The organism is Rhodococcus sp. 05-2255-3B1 (assembly GCF_002258545.1).
GTDB lineage: Bacteria > Actinomycetota > Actinomycetes > Mycobacteriales > Mycobacteriaceae > Rhodococcoides.
On the sequence record NZ_NOZC01000035.1, the window covers coordinates 65,542 to 87,355 of the forward strand.

General features: G+C 66.0%; 19 protein-coding genes. 5 read left to right on the forward strand and 14 right to left on the reverse strand.

Annotated features, from left to right (window positions below):
• Positions 1-21: 21 nt before the first annotated feature.
• From CH249_RS19750 to CH249_RS19785, 8 genes are read right to left on the reverse strand one after another with little or no spacing between them, the layout of a single operon-like run.
• Positions 22-1,008 carry a glycoside hydrolase family 16 protein gene (locus CH249_RS19750; protein WP_256980349.1) on the reverse strand — a complete coding sequence of 329 codons (987 nt, stop codon included), beginning with the start codon at positions 1,006-1,008 and terminating at the stop codon, positions 22-24.
• Positions 1,005-1,709: a DUF998 domain-containing protein gene (locus CH249_RS19755; protein ID WP_052683804.1), complete on the reverse strand. Its 705-nt coding sequence runs from the start codon at positions 1,707-1,709 to the stop codon at positions 1,005-1,007. The genes CH249_RS19750 and CH249_RS19755 overlap by 4 nt, the downstream gene beginning before the upstream one ends.
• Positions 1,706-2,986, reverse strand: coding sequence for a hypothetical protein (locus CH249_RS19760; protein WP_094683573.1), 1,281 nt, complete (start codon positions 2,984-2,986; stop codon positions 1,706-1,708). Before CH249_RS19760 ends, CH249_RS19755 begins: the two co-directional genes overlap by 4 nt.
• The gene (locus CH249_RS19765; RefSeq protein WP_179273043.1) at positions 2,983-4,665 is read right to left on the reverse strand and encodes a lipopolysaccharide biosynthesis protein; all 1,683 of its coding nucleotides are present in this window, start codon (positions 4,663-4,665) and stop codon (positions 2,983-2,985) included. Before CH249_RS19765 ends, CH249_RS19760 begins: the two co-directional genes overlap by 4 nt.
• A complete protein-coding gene (locus tag CH249_RS19770) occupies positions 4,662-6,434 on the reverse strand; it encodes a hypothetical protein (protein WP_256988383.1) in 1,773 nt (590 codons plus the stop codon). Before CH249_RS19770 ends, CH249_RS19765 begins: the two co-directional genes overlap by 4 nt.
• Positions 6,435-6,477: 43 nt before the next feature.
• Positions 6,478-7,425: an amino acid--[acyl-carrier-protein] ligase gene (locus CH249_RS19775; protein ID WP_094683574.1), complete on the reverse strand. Its 948-nt coding sequence runs from the start codon at positions 7,423-7,425 to the stop codon at positions 6,478-6,480.
• Positions 7,425-8,579 (reverse strand): acyl-CoA dehydrogenase family protein, encoded by a 1,155-nt coding sequence (locus CH249_RS19780; protein WP_094683575.1) that lies wholly within the window; start codon positions 8,577-8,579, stop codon positions 7,425-7,427. The genes CH249_RS19775 and CH249_RS19780 overlap by 1 nt, the downstream gene beginning before the upstream one ends.
• A gap of 4 nt (positions 8,580-8,583) precedes the next feature.
• On the reverse strand, positions 8,584-8,841 hold the full coding sequence (locus tag CH249_RS19785; RefSeq protein ID WP_032396368.1) for an acyl carrier protein: 258 nt from the start codon (positions 8,839-8,841) through the stop codon (positions 8,584-8,586).
• A gap of 268 nt (positions 8,842-9,109) precedes the next feature.
• On the opposite strand from CH249_RS19785, the gene CH249_RS19790 reads away from it, so the two are divergent.
• On the forward strand, positions 9,110-10,501 hold the full coding sequence (locus CH249_RS19790) for a rod shape-determining protein (RefSeq protein WP_179273044.1): 1,392 nt from the start codon (positions 9,110-9,112) through the stop codon (positions 10,499-10,501).
• Between the two features lie 174 nt (positions 10,502-10,675).
• Positions 10,676-12,610: an Hsp70 family protein gene (locus tag CH249_RS19795; RefSeq protein WP_094683577.1), complete on the forward strand. Its 1,935-nt coding sequence runs from the start codon at positions 10,676-10,678 to the stop codon at positions 12,608-12,610.
• A 6-nt stretch (positions 12,611-12,616) separates the two neighbouring features.
• Here CH249_RS19795 and CH249_RS19800 read toward each other — a convergent pair whose 3' ends face one another.
• Complete coding sequence (locus CH249_RS19800) at positions 12,617-13,141, reverse strand: Lrp/AsnC family transcriptional regulator (RefSeq protein ID WP_176459116.1); 525 nt, start codon at positions 13,139-13,141, stop codon at positions 12,617-12,619.
• A gap of 116 nt (positions 13,142-13,257) precedes the next feature.
• Between CH249_RS19800 and ald the strand changes: the two genes are divergently transcribed.
• Entirely contained in the window at positions 13,258-14,340 is a 1,083-nt protein-coding gene (gene ald / locus CH249_RS19805; protein ID WP_032396089.1) for an alanine dehydrogenase, read from the forward strand.
• A gap of 74 nt (positions 14,341-14,414) precedes the next feature.
• Here ald and CH249_RS19810 read toward each other — a convergent pair whose 3' ends face one another.
• Positions 14,415-15,773 (reverse strand): YibE/F family protein, encoded by a 1,359-nt coding sequence (locus CH249_RS19810; RefSeq protein ID WP_094683578.1) that lies wholly within the window; start codon positions 15,771-15,773, stop codon positions 14,415-14,417.
• 215 nt (positions 15,774-15,988) lie between these two features.
• Positions 15,989-17,239: a pyridoxal phosphate-dependent aminotransferase gene (locus tag CH249_RS19815; RefSeq protein ID WP_032396087.1), complete on the reverse strand. Its 1,251-nt coding sequence runs from the start codon at positions 17,237-17,239 to the stop codon at positions 15,989-15,991.
• A gap of 101 nt (positions 17,240-17,340) precedes the next feature.
• Between CH249_RS19815 and CH249_RS19820 the strand changes: the two genes are divergently transcribed.
• Positions 17,341-18,045 (forward strand): SOS response-associated peptidase, encoded by a 705-nt coding sequence (locus CH249_RS19820; RefSeq protein ID WP_032396367.1) that lies wholly within the window; start codon positions 17,341-17,343, stop codon positions 18,043-18,045.
• A 7-nt stretch (positions 18,046-18,052) separates the two neighbouring features.
• Here the strand turns inward: CH249_RS19820 and CH249_RS19825 are convergent, their stop codons facing one another.
• Entirely contained in the window at positions 18,053-18,280 is a 228-nt protein-coding gene (locus CH249_RS19825; protein ID WP_032396086.1) for a DUF3263 domain-containing protein, read from the reverse strand.
• Between the two features lie 101 nt (positions 18,281-18,381).
• On the opposite strand from CH249_RS19825, the gene CH249_RS19830 reads away from it, so the two are divergent.
• The gene (locus tag CH249_RS19830; protein ID WP_094683624.1) at positions 18,382-20,295 is read left to right on the forward strand and encodes a prolyl oligopeptidase family serine peptidase; all 1,914 of its coding nucleotides are present in this window, start codon (positions 18,382-18,384) and stop codon (positions 20,293-20,295) included.
• Here the strand turns inward: CH249_RS19830 and CH249_RS19835 are convergent.
• A complete protein-coding gene (locus CH249_RS19835; protein WP_032396085.1) occupies positions 20,288-20,557 on the reverse strand; it encodes a hypothetical protein in 270 nt (89 codons plus the stop codon). The two genes, CH249_RS19830 and CH249_RS19835, sit on opposite strands and share 8 nt — an antisense overlap.
• An 89-nt stretch (positions 20,558-20,646) precedes the next feature.
• Positions 20,647-21,657, reverse strand: coding sequence for a hypothetical protein (locus CH249_RS19840; protein ID WP_256988385.1), 1,011 nt, complete (start codon positions 21,655-21,657; stop codon positions 20,647-20,649).
• Positions 21,658-21,814: the final 157 nt, after the last annotated feature.

Genomic DNA, 21,814 nt, shown 5'->3' on the forward strand with positions numbered 1-21,814 from the left:
ACGGGCAAGTGCAGCTCGGTCTCAGTCGGTGCGATACCGCACCCAGTCGACCGACATCGTCGCCGGGAACGGCGTGGAGTTGTCGGTGGGACCTGGCCAGTCGCCGGCGACCGCGACGTTGAACAGCAGGAAGAACGGCTTGTCAAAGACCCAGTAATTGTCGCCGCCGATCAGGTCGTCCGGAGTGACGGTGGCCAAGGTGGTGCCGTCGATACCGGTGGTCACGCGACCCGGCGACCGCTCGACCCAGTAGGTGTGGAAGTTCTCGGACAGCGGCTCCGGCGGAATGCCGCCCGCGTCAACTTTCTGGCTCGTCAACGAATCGGGTTGGGGGGCATGGATTCCGGTGTGGTACTGGTCGGCCTGGTTCAGCGTCTCCATGATGTCGATCTCGCCGGACAGCGGCCAGCCGACGGAGTCCAGGTCGGTACCGAGCATCCAGAAAGCCGGATGCAGTCCGGCTCCGGCCGGCATCTTGATCCGAGCCTCGACGCGGCCGTAGGTGAACTCGAACTTGTCCTTGGTGGTCACCCGGGCCGAGGTGTACCCGTCACCGTTGCGCATCGCGTTGACGACCATGTGGCCGTCACCGTCGAGAGACGAGTTCTCGGTCGAATCGGTGTAATTCTGCTTTTCGTTGTTGCCCCAACCGGTCTGGCCCACGTCGTGACTCCAGCGGTCGTCCGACACGGCGTCGCCGGCCGTCCCCGAGAAGTCGTCGTAGACGGTGAATCCGGGCTTGGCGGCGGCAGTGTTGGACGCCGACGTCGTGGAACTCGCGTCGATGGTGCCTCCAGCGGTGGAGTCGGGATCGATGTCGGCTCCGTCCGAGCGGTGAGAAAGCCCGTACACCGTGCCTGCCACGACCAGACCGAGCACGATCAGGAACGCCAGAACGGACGGCCACCGCCGTCGGGGAGGCTCGACGATGAGTCCGGTTCCGGGAAGCCGCGAAACCTCGACGGTCCCCGCGCCGGACTCTCGGCTGGATGCGGCGTGACGACTCACGTGGTCTCGTCGCCGGTCTTCGGTACCCGCGTCGCCTTGAACTGCGACACCGACAGTACGACTATGCCCACGAGGAGCGCATAGGTGGCGATACGTTCCATGGAGCCGATACCGAGTCCGAACTCGTGACCGCTCATGTAGGCGAAGTAGCCGGCCAGCCCGACGGCTCCGAGCGCGGTGACCACGACGCGGATGGGGCGTCGCAGGCTTCCGTGCCCGCCCGCGATGACGAGGCCGAAGTTTCCGAACACGAAGAACACGGTGGCCCCGAACGAGTGGATCGGGTAGTTCACGCCCTGGTTGACGACGCCTGCGGTGATGGCACCGGCACCTGCGACGACGAAGAACGAGGCGGCTCGGCCGTCGATTCGGCGGACGATGTACCAGGATCCGCCCACGGCGGCGATCGCCACGCCGAACAGCACCATCGACGCGTTGAGCAGAACGTAGAGCTCGCTGCACGGCCAGTTGCCGGTGGGCCCGCAGAACGGGATGCCGAGCTCACTGATGTAGTTGTTCCGGTAGCTGTAGAGCCCGCGCCACGTGGCCGAGACGATGTACTCGACGAGGACGAATTGCACCACCGACAGGCCGGCCCACCGAGCGACATGGGCGACGAAACTCGAGCGCGCGGGCGCGACGGTGTTCGACGTCGGCCGGTTCGCATCGGGTTTCGTGGGGCGTTTCGCTTCGGTGGTCATGCGGTCTTCTCCTGAGGGGCGAGCAATGCGAGGGGGTCTGCCGCTACGAGATCGAGTGCGGCCTGCACGGTGTGGCTGTCGAAAACATTGTCGTGGAACGACGCCGAGACGAAGACGACCGAACCGATGGTCTCCATCGTGATCATCACCGACTCCGGTCGACCCGGATCGGCGATCACGAAGAAGGCGCGGTCGGCGGGCTCGGCCAACCAGGAGACCGGCTCCAGTTGCCTGACTCTACCGACATCGGAGTACATGAGCTTGACCTTGGGCCGGACCGGTACGCGGTCGTCGAACACACCGGAGACGGCCCGGTGCTCTCGCTTGTACTTGATGGTGCTGATCGTCGCCGACGCGATGGGACGGCCCTTGGCGATGGCACCGGCCAGTGCGTCGTTCACGTCCCCGGCCGAGGTGGGATCGATGTCGGTGAAGCCGATCCCGGCCGCGAAGTTGCCGAGCACCACGGACGACGGCGGAAGGTATCGCCTGCAGTCGAACAGGAAGGCAGCAGAACGATCGAGGGGGAACGACGTGCGGGCGAACGCCGAGGCCACCGCAGCGCACATCACCGCGCTGACGCTCGCGCCGGGCAGATGGGATTCCCGCCACCGCCGGATTGCGTCGGTGGTACCGAGCCGGGTCACCGCGGTGGCCACCGCGGCCGAGGGTGCCCACGGCCGAAATGCCGTCGGCGACGGGGTGTCGGGTGCGGCGGCCGAGGTGGCGGACTCGGGGTTCGAGCCGGGGCGTACGCGGTCGTAGATCGTGTCGACGACTTTCCTGGGATTGCGAACGACCCAGCGCAGGAGGGCCTTTCGAAGAGGATGGCCGTCGACGGCACGGTCGGCCCACGCCGGAAGCGGTGCATCCGGACGCGCGTCGGCCAGGTACGCGAACAGGTCGACCGGCAACAGAGCGTCGCCGAGACCGTGATTGAGATCGAGGAACAGGTAGCGACCGGCCAGACGCATCCGAAGAGGAATCCCGGGCGTGGACGCGTGCGAGAACTCGGTGAGTTCCTTGGCCAGTTGCTCGCGACCCACGGCCGGTCCATCGGCGATGTGCTCGAGCACCCGCTCCGGTTCGTAGACCCAGCCCGCCGAGGACTGGTCGGCGCGCAGGCCCAGCCGTGTGGCAGGACCGATCGAGGCCAGCGCGAGTACGCGGCTCTGCACCCGGGCGAGATCGCCGAAGTCCGCCGGTCCCAGGACGGTCACGATGCGCGAATCGGACCGCAGCATGTCCAACGAGCTGGCGCGATAGGTCTGAGTCATGGTGCCGTCCTGTGTTGAGCATGGACCGGAATACGGCGCGGTGACGGATCGTCGAGCGGCGGTGGACCGTCCTGGCGCTCACGTGGATGCGGTTCACGGTGCCGAGGTCCACCGTCTCGGGGTTGTCGGTGACGCGATCGAGGCGATCCGGCGTCGTGATCGTCGACCGGCCCGCGAGGTCCGGGGGAGTCCGACGGACCCGGGTTCTCACCGGACTCGCCGTTGCTGCCTGCGGACAGTTCACGAATCCAGCGAACGAGCGGCACGATCAGGACGACGGCACCGAACGCCTCGGCGGCGAGGTACGCCCAGCCGACGGCAGCGATGCCCATCGACGACGACAGTGCCACCGAGCCGCCGATGATGATCGAGGTGGCCACCACCTGCACGATCACGGCCAGTCGCATGCGTCGACGGACGCGGGCCAGACCGTCGTACAGCGAACCGACGACCGACAGTGGGATCGTGAGCGCGGCCAGCTGCACGATGATGGTGCCCTGATCGCGGTAGCCCTGGCCGATCAATCCGAGGCCGAACGGCGCGATGAACGCGAGAAAGATCGACCCGCCCAGTGCGACGATGCACACGAGCGTCATGAACCGCTTGGTCAGGCGGTGGAACTGCGCGGGGTGTGCCGCCACCTCGGCCACGTACGGTCCGATCAGAACGCTGATCAGGATGTAGAGGGCGCTGACGATCGACCAGGTGAGAGAGAAGTAGGCGTTCTCCTCGGCGCCGAGGGTGGCAACGACGATCATCGGCACGAGCAGCGGAGCGAGCGAGCCGAGAGCGGTGATGCCGTATGCCGAGCCGAAGTAGGCCCACATCTCGCGCGTGGGCGGAAGGTCCGGCTTGCCGGCGTACCGCTGTTCGGTCCGGACGTTCTTCATGATCGCGCGCAGGACGAAGATCGACGCCACGACGGCGGGGACCGCCCAGGCGGAAATGATCGAGGTACTGCGCTCGGTCGCGTAGAGGGCCAACAGCAGCACGAACTTGGCGACGGCGTGGAAGACGTTCTTGGCGGCCGCCCAACGTGCGACGCCCAGGCCGGATGAGGTCTGATCCTGCAGCGCGAACACTGCGAGCACCGCGACGAAGAACGGGAACGACACGATCTCGGCAGTGCTGGTGAACATCTCGTCCACCGGCGCCACCAGCAGGAAGCCGCCGCCGAGCACGAACGCGAATGCGGTGACGGTGAGGTAGCCGCGCACGATGAACGACTTGGCCAACCGACCCGAGATCGGCAGGAATCGCTCGTACATCGAACCGAGGCTCAGATTGGACAGCGTCGAGAGCATCACCGCCGAGGTGATGACGGCCGACGCGCTGCCCACTTCGGCAACGGGATACAGCCGACCGGCTGCGGCCCAGAACAGCAGGCCGAGAGCGCCGGTGATGGCCGTCGAGAGCATCAGGGCCATCGAGTTGAGCGCGAGATTGCGATCGGAGGCCTTCGAGCCCGGGCCGCTCTCGGGTTGCGGTCGTTCGACGACGTCGGCGATCGGGGAAACGTGGACCGAGTGCATGGCATCGTGCCGAGGTACGGTCGGCACCGGCATCGTCGGGCTGTTCATCAGACCCAGGTCGAACCGAGCCGGTTCGACCGGATACCACCGAAGTTGTTCGAGCTGTTCGTGCTTGGGCGGCAGGATCCTGGGAGCGCGGTGCTTCACAATCGAACCTTCCCCACCGGCACGGGCGGCGACGGGGCGGCGATCTCGACGTCGAAGGCAGCAGAGGCGGCCGTCACCAGTTCGGCTCGTACGTTCTCGCGCAGATCGCGACCGTAGAGCGAGTGGTCACCGGAGTCGAAGGAGGTGACAGTGGGTACCGACGATCGACGCTGGAGTCGGCGCATTCCCTCCGGGCCCCGATTGGTCTCGAACCAGGTGGTGTCGCTGGGGGAGAGCAGAACCCGCGTCTGCACCTGACGGTCGCTGAGAATGCGCAACGAGATCTCGGGAACCTGGATCAATCCGCGCCGTCCGAGCCAGATCCACAGCGCGTACGGAATCCGCGGCTGCAGTGCATTCTTGGTCCGCACACCCCAGTGGTGGAGACGGTCGAGTGCGCGCGCCTTCAGTCCCGTTTCCTCGATGTGCATCGAGGAACGCTTGACGAATTCGAGACGACGAGTGGTCCAGTCCAGGGTGTTGAGCAGTACTGCGGCCCGAACCCCCAGTTCCCTGGCGGCGAAGCTGGAATACCATGAGCCCGAGCACATTCCGGCAACCATGACGTTGTCCGGAGTGGTCCCCGACTGCCGGACAGCGGTGAGCGCGTCCTCGTTGCCTTCGTCGCTGTAGAGCCGGGTCAACTCCCCATCGGACACGATTCCGCTCTCGCCGGTGCCGCGTCGATCGAAACGCACCGTGGAGACTCCGAAGCGGGGCAGCAGCCGCGCCAGCTCCACCCACATGCGGACCGGGCCGACGCGGTGCTCGTTGGCAGTGGGGTACAGCACCACGGTCGGTCCGCCTGCGCGGCATCGATCCGAGGTGGACCGAATCGCGAAAAGCCGCTGTGTGCCCAGGTATTCGATGTTCTCGTGGATTCCGTCGACCACGGACGTCGAGCGATGCTTCAGCTCGATCTCTCGTGCGCGCTCGACCGGAAATCTCGATGCCGTCCACGTCGCGAGGTAGGCGATGTCGGCCGTCGGGATGATGACCTCGAAATCGCTCGGCTCGAGAAAGTCGTCGTGAGCGGTCAACGTGTGTTCCTGAGCCGCGAGAGTCTCGACCAGCTTGCGTACCGGCTTCGTATCGCCCCGCTCGGCGCGGGTGGCGACGAGCACCGGCGCGTCGGTACTCGTCTTCGCGGCGTCCAGTGCGGAGAAGTCCGCGGCCGAATCGGGATGCAGCACAGCGCCGATGATCGACACCCTGGGATCGGACTCGGAGTCGGTGGTGACGCTCACCGAATACAGCGCGCGCTGTTCGTGCAGATACGACCGCCCTTTGACGACCGGATCCCACAGCGTCAACGCGGTCAGTGGCCCGCATTCCGCGGCGACCGAACACGCCAACAAGGCACCGACGCGCAGACCGACGAGGCCGACCTCGCTCACCCCGCAACCTCGAACGTAGTCGACGGCCTCGACGATGCTCCGCCGCCAGTGCTCGACTGCGCCGGGTTGATCCTGATCACCCCACGAATCGCCGGTGCCGCGGTAGTCGAACCGCAGCACCAGAAGTCCCTGCTCACAGAGCTTCTGCGCAAGCAGGGTCATACCGCGATACGAATCGACCTGCTCCTTGCCGAGCGGCGGGCACAGGACGACGCCGCCGCGTGCCCGACCGCCGGACGGCACGTGGACGGCACCGAACAGCGGCGAATCGGACGGGCCGAACCACGTCGGGTACTTGCCGCCCGCCGTACGTGGAGAGGACTCGGCGGGAACTGAGCCGATGCGCCGAGGAGCGGTGCGGGAGCTGTTCACAGATTTGGTCCTTCGTGTACGTACACGGGTGAAGCGGGAACGATCAGTTGCGCAGTGCGGCAGGCCAGCCCGATCGATCGAGTCCGTGGGTGCGGAGCATCGCCAGTGCGATGCGTTCCATGCCGAAACCGACGCACGCGCTGTGGGCGGGTTCACCGTCGACGGTCTCGATGCCGAAGGTGTGCCCGAAGTGATCACGGTGGCAGTTGCACGAGACGACCGCGGTGCCCTCGTCGAGTTCTCCGTAGAGCTTGACGACCAGTTCGGTCTTGAGGTTCTCGTTGCGCTGGTTCGCCGCGAGCATGCGTCCGGCGCGACCGAAGAAGGGATCGTTGGCGATGACCGCCTCGGCTTCCAGTCCCAGATCCGCCAGCACCTGGAGCCCGCGCGGTACCCAGCGTTCGCGGTGTGCCACAGCTTCGTCGGGAGTGCCGACTCGAACGAACTCGTGCATCCGAAATGCCTGCATCCGAGCCGGATCCACCGCGGGCTCGTGCCGGAAGCAGTAGCCGTAGATGTCCATCAGCGTGCCCTCTTCGGGCAGCGTGCCGGTGAGCATCGAGTACGACGGGTGGCACGCAGCCGAGACCAGCATGGTGCCCGCGGACTGGAGGAAGTGATCCCAGTCCTTGCCGTCGGACCGCTCGGCCAACAATTCCGCGTGGGCCTTGTTGTCGCCCTCGAACGTGTTGATCGCACCGGTGAGGTTGGGGAACGACGCGATGTAGTCGGTGCGCTCGAACGCTTCTCGCGGAAAGACCGGAGCGAATCGAAACCTGGTGGCCTGACGGCCGTGTTCGGCGACCCCGGCCGCGGTGACTCTGGCGTCGACGAACTCGATGATGTCCTCGAATTCGCCACTGCGCCCGTACAATCCGGGAATCGAACTGGGTACCAACAAGCCGGCGTCGATGAGCTCGGCGCGGAAAGCTGCTCGGGCGGAGTCGAGTTCGCTGATCTCTGTCTCCGGTGCGGAATGCGTGGTAGTCATCACTTGCCCTTGTAGACGAGGGAGAGCTGAGCGTTGTGACCCAGAATGCGTTCGTTGCTGACCATGATCGCGGACCCGTGTGCATCACGAAGATGACGGCCGATGCTCATCTCGCCGCCCTGTCGGTAGCCGGAGATGCCACAGATCTGCAGAGCCTTGCCGACGATGTCGATGACGAGTGAGGACGCGGTGACCTTCACGTTGTTGATCTTGAGCGCGAAACCGATGGCTCCGAGCTCCGCGGGGCTGTCGGCGATCGCCTCGAACTTGGCTGCGGCACCGAACACCGTGTCCACCAACTGCTCGTGCACCACCATCAGCTCCGCGAGACGCAGCGCGCTCGGCGGCGGCGTTCCCGGAGTTTTGCGTGCGGCCTTCTGCACCGACTTGCGGGCTTTGGCGACCGCGGCATCGGCGATACCGAGCCACGCGGATCCCCACAGCACGTGCGCCACCGGGAGCATGGTCTGAGCGGAGATGTCGCCGTAGTTGTCGCCGAGGATGTTCGACGTCGTCGTGCGTGCCTCCAGCATGAAGCCGGGACTGCAGGTGCCACGGAAGCCGAGGGTGTCCCAGGTGCCGGTCTTGACCAGCGTCACGTCGGGCTTCTCGCACACCACGAGCACCTGATCGCTCGGCGGGCTGTCCACGCTGCGCCGCGCCGTCGCCAACACGATCTGTGCGTACTCGCCGTAGGAGATGACCGGTGCGTTCTTGCTGAGCGTGATCTGCTCGCCGTCGTACTCCACCGCACAGCTGCTCGAGCGAACGTCGCCGCCGATGTTGATCTCGGTGGTGGCAGACGCCACCAGTATGCGATCGGTCACGATGCGACGCTGCAGGTCTGCCATCGCGTCGGACTTGCCGTGGCGGACGATGCTGAGCACCTGCGACTGGTGCATCACGAAGATCATCGCCGTCGATGCGCACTCGGCACCGAGAGCACGCGAGATCCGCGCTATGTCGGTCAGTGTTGCCCCGCCTCCGCCGAACTCCCGCGGAATTCCGACCCCGAGCAAGCCGGCGTCGCGCAGCGCATCCACCGATTCGGTGGGGAAACGGGCATCGCGGTCGACCTCGTCGGCATAGGTCCGCAGTACGGCCAGCACGTCGGTGATCGACTGGTCGATCGAGCTCTCGTAGACGGTGGTCATGGCCTCAGTCCGTCAGCTGGGCGATGGCCGCGGCGATCGCGTTGATGCTGCCGAACGTCGACTTCTGCAGCATCGTGTCGGGGAATTCGACGTCGAATTCGTCCTCGAGTGCGATCATCACGTTGACGCTGGCATGCGAGGTGAGGCCGCTGTCGTAGAGATCGGCAGCCTCGTCGATGCCCTCCACGGGGACCGGCAGTTTTCCGAATTTCTCCAGAACGGTTCGCACTCGAACCACGTCGTGAGCATTGAGCGTCTGCATCGAAACCTCCACCGATCGCGTTAACCACGAGACCGGACGGCCTCGTCGTCGACTCAGGGTCGGCTGGCTGTGCGCCTTTTCGACCCAAAGTCTCCCCAGACCCCTCCAAACAATATCGTAGATTGTTTAGTAGCGTTACCGGGATGCCCGCATCGGGTTCGAGGACCGCCGTACACTTCGAGTGGAGCGGGGGCTCGTACGGACGCCTGATCCGGCGTCGAAACACAATCTGCGAAGGACTGTCTGGTCTATGGGTGGCGTCTGCGGGGTGTCAGTGGGTACCGGTGCCGTGCGCATCGCGTACATCGCCGACGGCCGCCGTGTCGAGGACTCCATCGACGCAGAGGGCGCACACGACCTGCTGCCGGGCAAGCTCGTCGACCTCGGACCGTTCGAGGACATCGTGCTCGCCGGGTGGGACACCGCAGCCGTGACGGCTCTGCTGGAGACCCTCGGTGACGGCACTGTGCCGAAAGCCCGCATGGTCGAGGAGTCCCGCGCCCTTCTCGCCTACGCCCGCACCGTTCCGGAACTGGCCGACAAGGACTACGTCCTGGTCGTCGACCTGGGCAAGAAGGGACTCTCGGCCACCGCACTCGACGTCGCAGGCGAGTACGTGGAGTGGACCGCACGCACCGTCGACATCAGCGGCGACCGCTTCGACGAAGTGGTCCGAGGCATCGTGATGGCGAAGGGAATTCTGCCGGCTCCGGTCGGACCCGAGGGCGACCAGGAGTACCAGGCCTTCTTCCGGGAACTGAAGGAACTGGTGAGCTCGTCGGTGGGCGTCAGGGCTCCCAACCGCGGCCCGATGTTGCTCAGCCGAAAGGAGTTCGAGCGAGAGATCACTCCGCTCGTCTCCGACGCCTTGGACTGGGCCTCCAAGCAGGCACCCGACGCGGTACTGCTGATCGGCGGCGGTGCAGCCATTCCCGCAGTGCGCACCATCATCGAAGACAAATGGAACGTCCCGGTCCACGTGCCCGACGCCCCTGCGATGGCCGTCGCCAAAGGCGCGGCACTCGACGAACGACCCGCCCGAGCCTCGCTCGACGCCGATGTGGGAACAATCACTGTCCCGGACGATGCGTCGGAGCTGCTCGACGCACCCGAGGCGCTCGCCGCTCCCGACACCCTCGATGCACCGGACACCTTCGTGCTCGACCCCGTCGAGGAGTGGATGGTCGACGGCCTGACCGTCGACCAACTCGCGACCGAGGACCTGACGATCCCGTCGACCACCTTCGAGACCGACCTTCTCGAACCCGTACCCCTCCAGCCCGAGGTGTCGGAACCGGCTGTACCCGAGCCCGGCGTCGTTGCCGAGCCGGTACGCCGCAGCCGCCGCACCTGGTCGATTCGTGACGCGTCCGTACTCGCCGCTGTGAGTGTGCTGATCGTCGCGATTGTGGGACTGGTGTTCACCCGAGGAAACACGCCGCCACCCACCCCGCTGATCGACCAGCAGATTCCCTTCGATTCCACGTTCGCCGCGGCCCTTTCCGCCGCCGCGGGTCCCGCCGACGAGGCCGCGCCGGGCCCCGTAGAGTTGCCTGTCCTCGGGCCCGCTCGACTGTCCGACGCGGACCTGTACGAGCGTGCCTTCAGCTACGACGGCGAGATGTACCAACCGGTCGTCGATCCGGAGCTGCCGGAATAGACCGGGGGTCTCGTTCGCGCGGGCCGCTCGGGGAACGCGACCGGTTCCGTCACGCGCGGGCGCGCAGCCCACTGGGGCGCGCGCCCCGCCGATTCGGCCGAAGCGGTAGCCTGGCGCTCTGGACGGGGTGTACTGCGTCCGAGAAACATTGTCGATCGAAGTGAGGCCTGACGCGTGACTGTGCTGCTTGGGGTGTCCATGGGGACCCGAGCCGTGCGCACGGCGCAGCCCCGAGCCGAGCAGTTCGGGGCACCGGTCGCCGATCCTTCCGGCCTGGTCAGCGACATCGACCGGCCGCTGTTCTTCCGCAACGAACTCATCGACAGCGTCGGCGGGGACCTTCCGCATCTGGCCGCCGAATCGATCGGTGCGGCAGCCGAAACCGAGCCCGAACTCGCCACCGGCGTGGCCTACCGTGACCCCCGTCAGGCCGACGCCCTGCATGCTGCCCTCAGCGGTGCGCACCTGCACAACTATCACCTGGTCCACGAGGTGGAAGCTGTCGTCGAGTACCTGGCGGCGACCGGTGAAGCCCGCAACTGCAGTTCCGTGGCCCTGTTCGACCTCGGAAGTTCCGGACTGACCGTCAGCGTCGTGGACCTGGTTCAGCGCACCGTCGTCGCCTCGCAGCGATCCGGTGAGTACAGCGGAGATCTGATCGACGCCTACGTCCGCAACAATCAGCTCCAACGCCTCGGCAAGCAGTCGACCGACCCGGACATGGCGCTGTTCGAGAAGCGCTGCCGAATCGCCAAGGAACGCCTGTCCACCCAGGACGCGGTGTGCCTGCCCGATGCGAGCGGGATGATCCTGCTCTCCCGTGAGAACTTCGAGCTGCTCATCACCGACCTGCTCGACGAGGCCATCGAGTTCGCTCGCGAGGTGATGATCGGGGCCAACGTTCCCATCGACGCCGTCGTGCTGATCGGCGGCGGCGCACGCATGCCGATCGTGCAGCAACGCGTCGGACCGCTGCTCGAACTGCCGTCGATCGTGCCGACCGAGCCCGAGACCGTCGCGGCACGTGGGGCCGCACTGACGGCACGGCCGCATTCGCGCACGCGAACCGGAACCCGACGATCGCCGGACGCTCGTAGGCCGGTGGAGTCCGCCGCACCGATCGCACCCACGTCGCAGGTACGCGCGGAACCTGCTCCGGTGCCACCTCCGCTTCCCGCTCCGGTCCGGCCGGTTCCGGCTCGCGCCGATTCCCAGCACGCCGCGCCGGCCGCACCAGCGCCAGGGCCCACTGCAGCGCGTCCCGTCCCCGCCCGTCCCTGGATCGCGGCGGCACCGATCGGCGAGGGCGAGAAGTCTCAGGACACGGTGTCCGATGTCCCGGTGTCCGATATCCCGGTGTCCGAGGTCCCGGCCGAGCCGATCGAAACGGTGGAGGGTTTCGCGTCCTCGAGATTCACCGACTCGTCGGAGTCCGGTGCAGTCGAAACGGTTTCGGACACGACACCGGTAGTGGAAGATGTTCTCGACGACCACGTGCAGGGGGCGCGGGTCGACGGGGAGGTCGTTGCGTTGAGTACGAACACGGGGGATTCGTCTGCCGAGGGCTCTGTTGCCCAGTCCGAGGCAACCGAGGACGGCAAGCCGGTTCCGTTCCAGCTGAAGAACGTCTACTGGCTCGACGCCGATTACGACGACGACGATGGCGAGGACGATCGCACCCGGGCTCGGCGCAGGCTTCGCACCGGAGGTGTTCTCGCGCTGGGTCTTGCGTCGGTGGTGGGCGTCTCCGCGTTCATGCTCACTCAACAGAACACACCGCAGGTGGTCGACACCTCGGTCAGTCGCACCCAGGCCGAGGTGCCGGCGGTCACCACGACGGTGCCCACGTCCGTGGCGCCGGCTCCGGTGTTGCCGCCGCCCTCACCGGAGACCACCGTCGCACCGACCACGGTGCCGCCGGAGACCGAGGTCTACCAGGAGCCGTGGACGCCGGAGCCGACGACGACCACGACCACGGCCGAGCCCGCACCGCCGCCGCCCGTCGAGTCCGTTCCTCCGACGACGACGCAGCAGCCGCCGCCGCTGATCCCGGGTTTCCCGGACTTCACGTTGCCGGTGTTCCCGCCGGTCGCTCCTCCCGCTCCCTGATCGAACTCACTTGTCCGCGTGCTTGTTTCGCGGTCGGATGTGCTCGAAGATCAGGATGGTCTCGGTTGCGGCCACGGCCGGGTCGGCACTGAGATTCTCGACGACGAAGTCGCGCAGAGTGGCGGTGTCGACGGTCGCCACATGCACCAGGAAGTCGTCCGCACCGGCAATGAAGTAGATGTTCAGCGTCTCTTTCCGCGAGGCGATCTTCGATCCGAATTCGCTGATGCGGCGTCGAGCATCTGCTTGCAGCCGCACCGAGATCATGGCCTGGATGCCCTGGCCGAGAGCCTCGGGGTCGATGTCGGCGTGAAAGCCGCGGATGACACCGCGTTCGACGAGGGCGCGAACCCGGGCCAGTGCGGTGGACGGAGCGATACCGGCCGCCGCGGCGAGTGCGTTGTTGGGTGTGCGGGCGTCGCGGCGGAGCTCGTCGAGCAGGATGTGGTCGATTCGGTCCAGGGGGACCGGCCGAACATCGTTCGGCTGCGCACCCTCTTCGACCCCCTCGAATGAACTATTGCGTGCCATTTCTCGACTGTACAGAATTATGTTCACTTCCGTTGCGTCGATTTCGTAGATAATTCATAGTTGGCCTACACGGATGGAGCCTCGGCTTCACGTCACCCACCACCGAGGAGGCCGCCATGAAGATCGGAATTCCACGCGAGATCAAGAACCACGAATACCGGGTGGCCATCACCCCGGCGGGCGTGCACGAACTGGTCTCGCGAGGACACGAAGTGATCGTCGAAACCGAGGCAGGGGCCGGATCGTCGTTCACCGACACCGACTACAAGGCCGCCGGTGCGCAGATCCTCACCGATGTCGACGAGGTCTGGGAGACGGCCGACCTGCTGCTCAAGGTCAAAGAGCCCATCGCCGAGGAGTATTCACGCTTGCGCAAGGGGCAGGTGCTGTTCACCTACCTGCATCTCGCCGCATCCAAGGAATGCACCGACGCGCTCCTGGAGTCGGGTACCACAGCCATCGCCTACGAAACCGTCACTGCGGCAGACGGTTCCCTGCCGTTGCTCGCACCGATGAGTGAGGTTGCCGGACGCCTCGCGCCCCAGGCCGGTGCCTACCACCTGATGTCGAGCGAAGGCGGACGTGGAGTTCTCATGGGCGGAGTTCCCGGAGTGCGGCCCGCCAACGTCGTCGTCATCGGAGCCGGCGTTTCCGGAAAGAACGCCACTGCAATCGCTTTCGGCATGCACGCCGACGTCACCGTGCTCGATCTCGATGTGAAGGCGCTGCGCGCCATCGACGATCAGTACCGCGGGGCCGTCAAGACGCTGGTGTCGAACGCCTACGAACTCGAACAGGCCGTTCTGGCAGCAGATCTCGTCATCGGTGCCGTACTGGTGCCCGGAGCGAAAGCACCGAAGCTCGTGTCCAACAGCCTGGTTCAGCGTATGAAGCCGGGTTCGGTTCTGGTCGACATCGCCATCGATCAGGGCGGCTGCTTCGAGGATTCGCACGCAACCACCCACGCCGATCCCACGTACAAGGTGCACGAGTCGGTGTTCTACTGCGTCGCCAACATGCCCGGTGCCGTGCCGCGCACCTCCACCTACGCGCTCACCAACGCCACCTTGCCGTACGTCGTCGCCCTCGCCGACAAGGGTTGGGAAGCTGCATGCGAGGCGGACCCGGGGCTGAAGGCGGGACTGAGCACGCACAACGGCGCTCTGCTCTCGGAAACCGTCGCGGCCGCTTTCGCCTGAGGAGCGGCTGCGCCGCACGTGCACGGAAATTCGTAGCCCACTACGAACTTCTGCTCACATGGGGCGAAGCCGTTCTACGCACTGTGGCGGCCGGAGCGCCGGGTCTTGCGGGTAGGTACCGCGGCCCGGCGCTCTGCTCGGTTCGAGGTTCCTACGACGGTGATCGGCCGCGCCAACAGCACAGCGATCGCTGTGGTCAGCGGAACCGACAACGCCAGCGCCACACCGCCCACCGCGGACCGAACGATCTCGATGGCCACCGAATCGCCGGTGAGTACGTCCTGGATGGACCGGTCGGCGACGCTGAAGAGCAGCAGCAACGGCAGCGCACCACCGGCATAGGCGAGCACGAGCGTGTAGACCGTGCTGGCGATGTGGTCACGCCCCACCCGCATCGTGGCGGTGAAGATCTCGCGCCGCGACGCCGTCTCGTCCACCGAGGCGAGCTCGAAGGCGGCCGAGGCCTGCGTGATCGTCACGTCGTTGAGCACTCCGAGCGAGCCGATGATGAAGCCTGCCAACAGCAGGCCGGTGACGCTGACGTTGCCGATGTACGTCTGTACGGCTGTGTTCTGTTCCTCGGACAACCCGGTCAGGTGGGTCATACGGATGGCGACGTAGGACAGCACCGCCGCCACCGCCATGGAGGTCAGAGTGCCCAGCAGCGCCGAGCTGGTACGCAGATTCACCCCGTGCGCCAGATACAGCACGGCGTAGAGGATCACCGCCCCGGCGACGAGGGCGACCGGAATGGCGGGTGCACCGTCGAGCAAGGCGGGCAGCATGAACACCACCAGCACGGCGAACGCGATGAGCAGCCCGACCAGTGCACGGAATCCCCGCCAGCGCGCGACGACACAGATGACCACGGCGAACACACCGACGATCAGCGCCAGCGGCAGTCCGCGGGAGTAGTCGTTGAAGGAGTAGCGGACTCCACCGGCGGGGTCGGTCTGCACGACCAGCCGGATGTCCTCACCGGCGCTCAGGGTCGGTTGGCCGGGCCCGGGCGCGATCTCGAGTACCGTGCGCTTGCCTGCGTCGGCACCGGTGGTGATGTCGACGATGCTGCGCTGACATTCGTACGAGTCGTTGACCGCAGGCGTCGGGTCGCCGGTGAACGCTCGGCCTGCGTCGGGACTTCCGCACGGCCCGATGCTCTGCGAGGTGATGGTGCCTGCCTCGGTGGACACCGCGCCACCGCCTGCGGTCTGGAACGGCAGCGGGATGTCGATGCTCTGCTGGCTGGGCCACAGAGCGATGGCCCCGCCGATCACGGCGATGGCTATGGCGACCAGCAGTCCGACGACGACCTTGGCCGCCACCGGTCCCAACGGCACCGGTGAGTCGCTGTGGCCGTGACCGTGACCATGACCCACATGAGATCCGAGGCTCGATTTACTGCCGTCGGAAGGACTGCCGTGTGATTCCACGGTGTCAGGCTAGTGGCCGATGCGAGGAGCTCGGTGGCGGGGAGCAGGGGGGGGCGTCCCCCGCCACCACCTGACCGACCCGGGGGGGAGGGGTACGACCAGGGCTCGCGGGCACCGAAGTGCCGTCCGCCAATGTACAGATCATTCGTCGTTCAGGCGGGATCGCCCCGATGTTTTGTGCATCACTTTCAACTACTTTTCGGTAACTTCGTGTCTCACTGCTTGTACGACGCGAGGAAATTGCCGAACCTCTCGATTGCCACGGCCAGATCTCGTGCCCACGGCAGCGTGACGATGCGCACGTGATCGTGGCCGGGCCAGTTGAATCCGGTGCCCTGAACCACCAGGATCTTCTCCTGCAGCAGCAGATCCTGGACGAGCTTCTCGTCGTCGTAGATCTCGTGGACTTCGGGATCGAGTCGCGGGAACGCATAGAGTGCACCCCGCGGTTTGACGCACGAGACGCCGTGGATCGCGTTGAGCTTCTCCCACGCGACGTCGCGCTGCTCGAGCAGTCGGCCGCCGGGCAGGATCAGATCCTCGATACTCTGATATCCGCCGAGTGCGACCTGAATGGCATGTTGCGCAGGCACATTGGGGCACAGTCGCGTCGACGCGAGAAGGTCGATGCCCTCGATGAAACCTGCGGCGTGGGCCTTCGGTCCGGTGATCGCCAGCCATCCGGCGCGGTACCCGGCCACCCGATACGCCTTGGACAGGCCGTTGTACGTCAGGCACAGCAGGTCGGGAGCCAGGCTCGCCAGCGAGGTGTGCTCTGCGTCGTCGTAGAGGATCCGGTCGTAGATCTCGTCGGCGAGCAACAGCAGCTGGTGCTTGCGCGCCAGATCGACGATGCCTTGCAGTACCTCTTTCGAGTACACCGCGCCGGTCGGATTGTTCGGGTTGATCACCAGCAGTGCGACGGTCTTCGGGGTGATCTTGGACTCGATGTCCGCCAGATCGGGATTCCACCCGTTCTCCTCGTCGCACATGTAGTGCACGGCCTTGCCACCGGACAGCGTCGTCATCGCCGTCCACAGCGGATAGTCCGGGGCCGGGATCAAGACCTCGTCACCGTCGTCGAGCAACGCCTGCATCGTCATCGTGATGAGCTCGGAGACTCCGTTGCCCAGATAGATGTCGTCGACGTCGAGCTCGGGGAAACCCGGTTCGAGCTCGTAGCGCGTCACGATGGCCCGTCGCGCCGACAGGATGCCCTTGGACTCCGAGTACCCCTGGGCCACCGGCAGCGCCGCGATCATGTCCCGAACGATCACGTCGGGGGCCTCGAATCCGAACGGTGCCGGATTGCCGATGTTGAGCTTGAGGATGCGATGCCCCTCGGCCTCGAGCCGGGCGGCATGGGCGTGTACCGGTCCGCGGATCTCGTACAGCACGTTCTGCAGCTTGGTCGATTGCTGCAACGTGCGATAACGCGGCTGGGAGTGGATCTGCGGAGTGGTCACCCGTCACATCGTGCCAGGTGGGCGGTATCGGTTTCCACGAGGTTGTTTCGCGCGGGGTTGTTCGAGCGCGTTGTCGGTGCCGGGTGGAACAATCTCGTTCCATGTGCGGACGGTATGCCAGTACCCGGAGTGACAGCGACCTGCAGGCGGTGTTCGACATCGCCGAGACCGTCGGTGCGGAGGTGCCACCGTCGTACAACGTGGCCCCCACACAGACGGTGCGGACAGTGCTCGAACGGTCGCCGAAGGACGAACCCGAGGCCGACGCCGTGCGGCAACTGCGGTCGGTGCGGTGGGGCCTGATTCCGTCGTGGGCGAAGGACGCGAAAATCGGTTCCCGACTGATCAACGCCAGATCCGAGACCATCACCGAGAAGCCGTCGTTCAAGAAGGCGGCAAGCCGTCGGCGATGCATCGTCCCTGCCGACGGGTACTACGAGTGGGAGAAGCGCGACGGCGCGAAGGTGCCGTACTTCTTGCACCAGGACGGCGTGCTCGCGATGGCCGGGTTGTACGAGCTGTGGCGAGACCCCACCAAGGCCGAGGACGACGAAGCACGTTGGGTCTGGTCGGTCACCGTGCTCACCTCGCCTGCCGCCGATGCGCTCGGCCACATCCACGATCGCTCGCCCGTCGTGCTCCCGCCTGATCTGCGCGCGAGTTGGCTCGACCCTGCGGTGACGGACCTCGGTGACGTGCGAGACCTGTTGGCCGCGATCCCGGAACCACGGCTCGAGCCCTACGAGGTGAGTACCGCGGTGAACAGCGTGAAGAACAACAGCCCGGAGCTCTTGACGCCGGTGTAGGGGTGGCTCAGGCGAGTCGCAACCGGCAGATGTCGGCGATCGCGGCCCGTTCGTCCGGCGTCAGCTCCTCGGCGACCGGCGAATCCAGTATGCGACGCAGTCGCTGGAAGTAGGTACGCGCGTCGACGCCGAATGCCACGTAGATGTCCTCGTCGCTGCCACCGCCGTACCCACGCCAGGTTCGGCCGAATGTCAGAATCTCGTGGTCCACCGAATGGGTAGTGGTCCGGCGCATGGTGTTCCCCCTCGTATTACTTGCCTCCCATCATCCGGGTCACGGTTGAAGAGCCGGTGAACACTGCGTTACGTGCGCGTCAGTTCACTAGGGTGGTCGGGGTGACCGCACTCGCCTTCGGATCCTGGCCCTCGCCCATCACCGCAGCAGATCTGTCCTCGGCGGGCCACCCCGTCGAGAGTGGGTGCTTCGTCGGCAGCGAGATCTGGTGGTCGGAACTGCGGCCCGCCGAGCAGGGCAGGACGGCCATCTGCCGCTATGTCGACGGCGAAGTGCAGCCCATTCTGCCCGCACCGTTCAACGCCCGCACCCGCGTCCACGAATACGGCGGGGGAGCCTGGACCGCGACGGCAGACGGAGACCTGGTGTTCGCCGAGTTCTCCGATCAACGCGTCTACCGACTCACCCCAGGCGGGGCACCGGTACCACTGACTCCGAAACCTGCTGTGGCGTCGGCCATCCGGTACGGCGATCTCTCGGTGGTCGGCACCGACGTGATCGCAGTTCGTGAGATGCACGACGCAGGCGCGGTGTCACGAGACATCGTGGCCATCGATCTCGGCGGCGGTGGGGTGCGTTCGCTGGTGGCGGGCTCGGACTTCCTTGCGTTCCCGAGACTCTCGCCCGACGGCACCCGCATTGCCTGGATCGCCTGGAACCATCCGCAGATGCCCTGGGACGGAACCGAATTGCGCGTGGCTTCGCTGGCCGATCCGTCGTCCTGGACGGTGCTGCTCGGTTCGACCGAGGAATCGGTGATGCAGCCGGAATGGATCGACGACGAATCGCTGTACGTCATCAGCGATCGAAGTGGTTGGTGGAACCTGTGTTCGGTCACGCTCGGCGGTTCGGTAACTCCGCTGGTGACGCTCGACGCCGACTTCGGGGCTCCGCTGTGGCGGTTGGGGTCGAGCTGGTATTCGGTGCTGGACGACGGGAAGCTGCTCACCGTGCGCACCGTCGGCACCGACACGTTGGCGGTGCTCGATCCTGCGTCCGGGGCACTGGAGGACATCACGCTCGACGGTGTGACCTCGGTGGGGCTCGGTGGGCGCGCCGGGTCGACGGTGCTCCTCAAGTGCGGTGGAGCCAGGGTGGCAGCGGGGTTGTTCGCCCTCGACCTGGAATCCGGCGAACTGACCTCGGTACGTTCGGGTTTCGAGTCCGTACCCGACAGCGCATACCTGCCCGAGGGACGTCAGGTTACATTCCAGGGGCCCAACCGTGAGGTGCACGCCATCACCTATGCGCCGCGCAACCCGTCGTACGAGGGCTTGGACGGTGAACTGCCGCCGTACGTCGCGTTCGTTCACGGCGGCCCGACAGCGCACGTCGCCCCTGCTCTGAACCCGTTGTTCGCCTACTTCACCAGCCGCGGCATCGGCGTCGTCGATGTGAACTACGGCGGGTCGAGTGGATACGGCCGCGAATACCGCAACCGGCTGCGCGGGCAGTGGGGAGTGGTCGACGTCGAAGACACCATCGCCGCGGTGCAGGGGCTGGCCGACAGCGGGCTCGCCGACCCACGCCGGTTGGCCATCGAAGGCGGGTCCGCAGGTGGTTGGACGGTGTTGGCCGCGCTGACATCTTCCGACGTGTTCGCCTGCGGTGCATCGTACTTCGGCGTCGCCGAGCTGGAGTTGTTCGTCGCCGAGACCCACGACTTCGAGTCCCGCTACATCGACGGGCTCATCGGACCTCTGCCCGAGGCCATCGACCTGTACCGCACCCGCGCGCCGGTCAACAACGTCGACGGACTGTCCTGCCCGGTGCTGTTGTTGCAGGGGCTCGACGATCCGATCGTGCCGCCGTCGCAGGCCGAGCGGTTCCGAGATGCCATGGTGAACAAGGGAATTCCGCACGCCTACCTGGCCTATGCGGGCGAGTCGCACGGATTCCGCAAACTGGAAACGCAGGTGAACGCGCGGGAATCAGAACTGTCCTTCTACGGCCAGGTGATGGGCTTCACGCCGCCCGGAATCCCGGAGCTGCAGTTGTGGCGCCCCTCTAGCTGAGTGGTGGGTGCGCGCGCTTCGCTTCCAGAAATTCGAGGAGCGCGCTGGGGATGGCGCAGTACTTGCTGTTGCCCTCGGACAACCTGCTGCCCACCTCGAACGCTGCCTTCGACGGGCCGTCGTTCTCGAGGATGAGGGCACAGAGGCGCTCGTCGGTGCGGCCGGACTCGCAACACTGCTCGACGTGCGCTCGGTCGTCGGGGGTCAACGCCGTCCACCACTCGTCGTAGCGGCGAAAGAGCTTGTCCGCGTCGTCGGTCATGCCTGCTCCCTACTTGTCGGTACGCCTTCGGGTCCGACCATACTCACGGTGTCCGATTCGGGCACTTTCGAGGGGGGTGCTCGGCAACCTCACACCGCTTGTGCAGGGTGCGCGCCCGTGTTTCGACGCGAGGACGGGCGCGCCGTCGATAGAGGGGTCGCTCGGTTGCCCAGGTTGCCTACGTTGCCTCGTGCGGCTCTGTCGGCAGCGTCGCGGATCATCCGATCGACGAGCTCGGGGTGATCGAGATCCGACCAGGCGATGCGAACCACCTGGCGGCCGGTTGCGCGAATGCGATCCTCGCGACGCTTCTCGTCCCACAACACATCGGCCGCAGACTTCCCTTCGGGCACGTAGCGTCCGTACTTCACCTTGCCGTCGAATTCGACAACGGTCTCGAGGTCGGGCAGATCGAAATCCACGCGCCCGACGAAACCGCGGGAGTCCGTGATCGGCACCTGCAGCTGCGGTGTGTAGCCCAGCTGATGCAGCACTACTCGGGCACGTGACTCCCCGACACTCTCGGACCGGCCGTCCATGAATTCCGCGACTCGGCGCGCCATCCGGTTGCCTGGATGGTTCGGACATGAATCCAGCGCTGCGACAACATCTTCGGAGGTGAGCCCGCGGGTCCTCGCAGCGAAGTCCGCGATGCAGACGGCCGTCTCGAACGGAAGCGTGCGAGCACAATCGGCAACCGTGCGCGCCGGACCGGTGACACGCACACCGCCGAGGTCGACGATCTCTTCGTCGGTGTACGGCGAGGTGTGCACTGCTCGAACGGCACTGCTACGACCGCCGCCCCGGGCACGATTGCGGGTGATGTGCACCCGGCTCAGGTCGGCATTCCACACGTCGAGACCATGGAATATCGCTGCGCTCACATGGCTGACCACGGCATCGGGAGCGATGGTCGCGTCGAACACCGCCTCGGCGATGACCCGATGCTTGTCTTCCCTGGGCAGTGCGTCGAATTCGTCTCTGCTGACGAACCGTCCTGGACGGAGTCGACGCCACGCTCGCGTTCGGCAGTAGCGCTGCAACTCTGCGTCGGAAATGCCGCGGGAGAGTGCGTCGGATCGCGAGACGATGCGGGTCATGAACGAATGCTCTCGGGCGCAATCGCTTTCGACAACCCCCACTCGGCAGATTGTGGATAACCGGTGTGCCTGTGGATAACTCGTAGAAGTGGACCTCACACCCCTACCGACGACTGCGCGCCCCTGCTCTGAGGTGAGCAGGGGCGCGCAGTCGGTG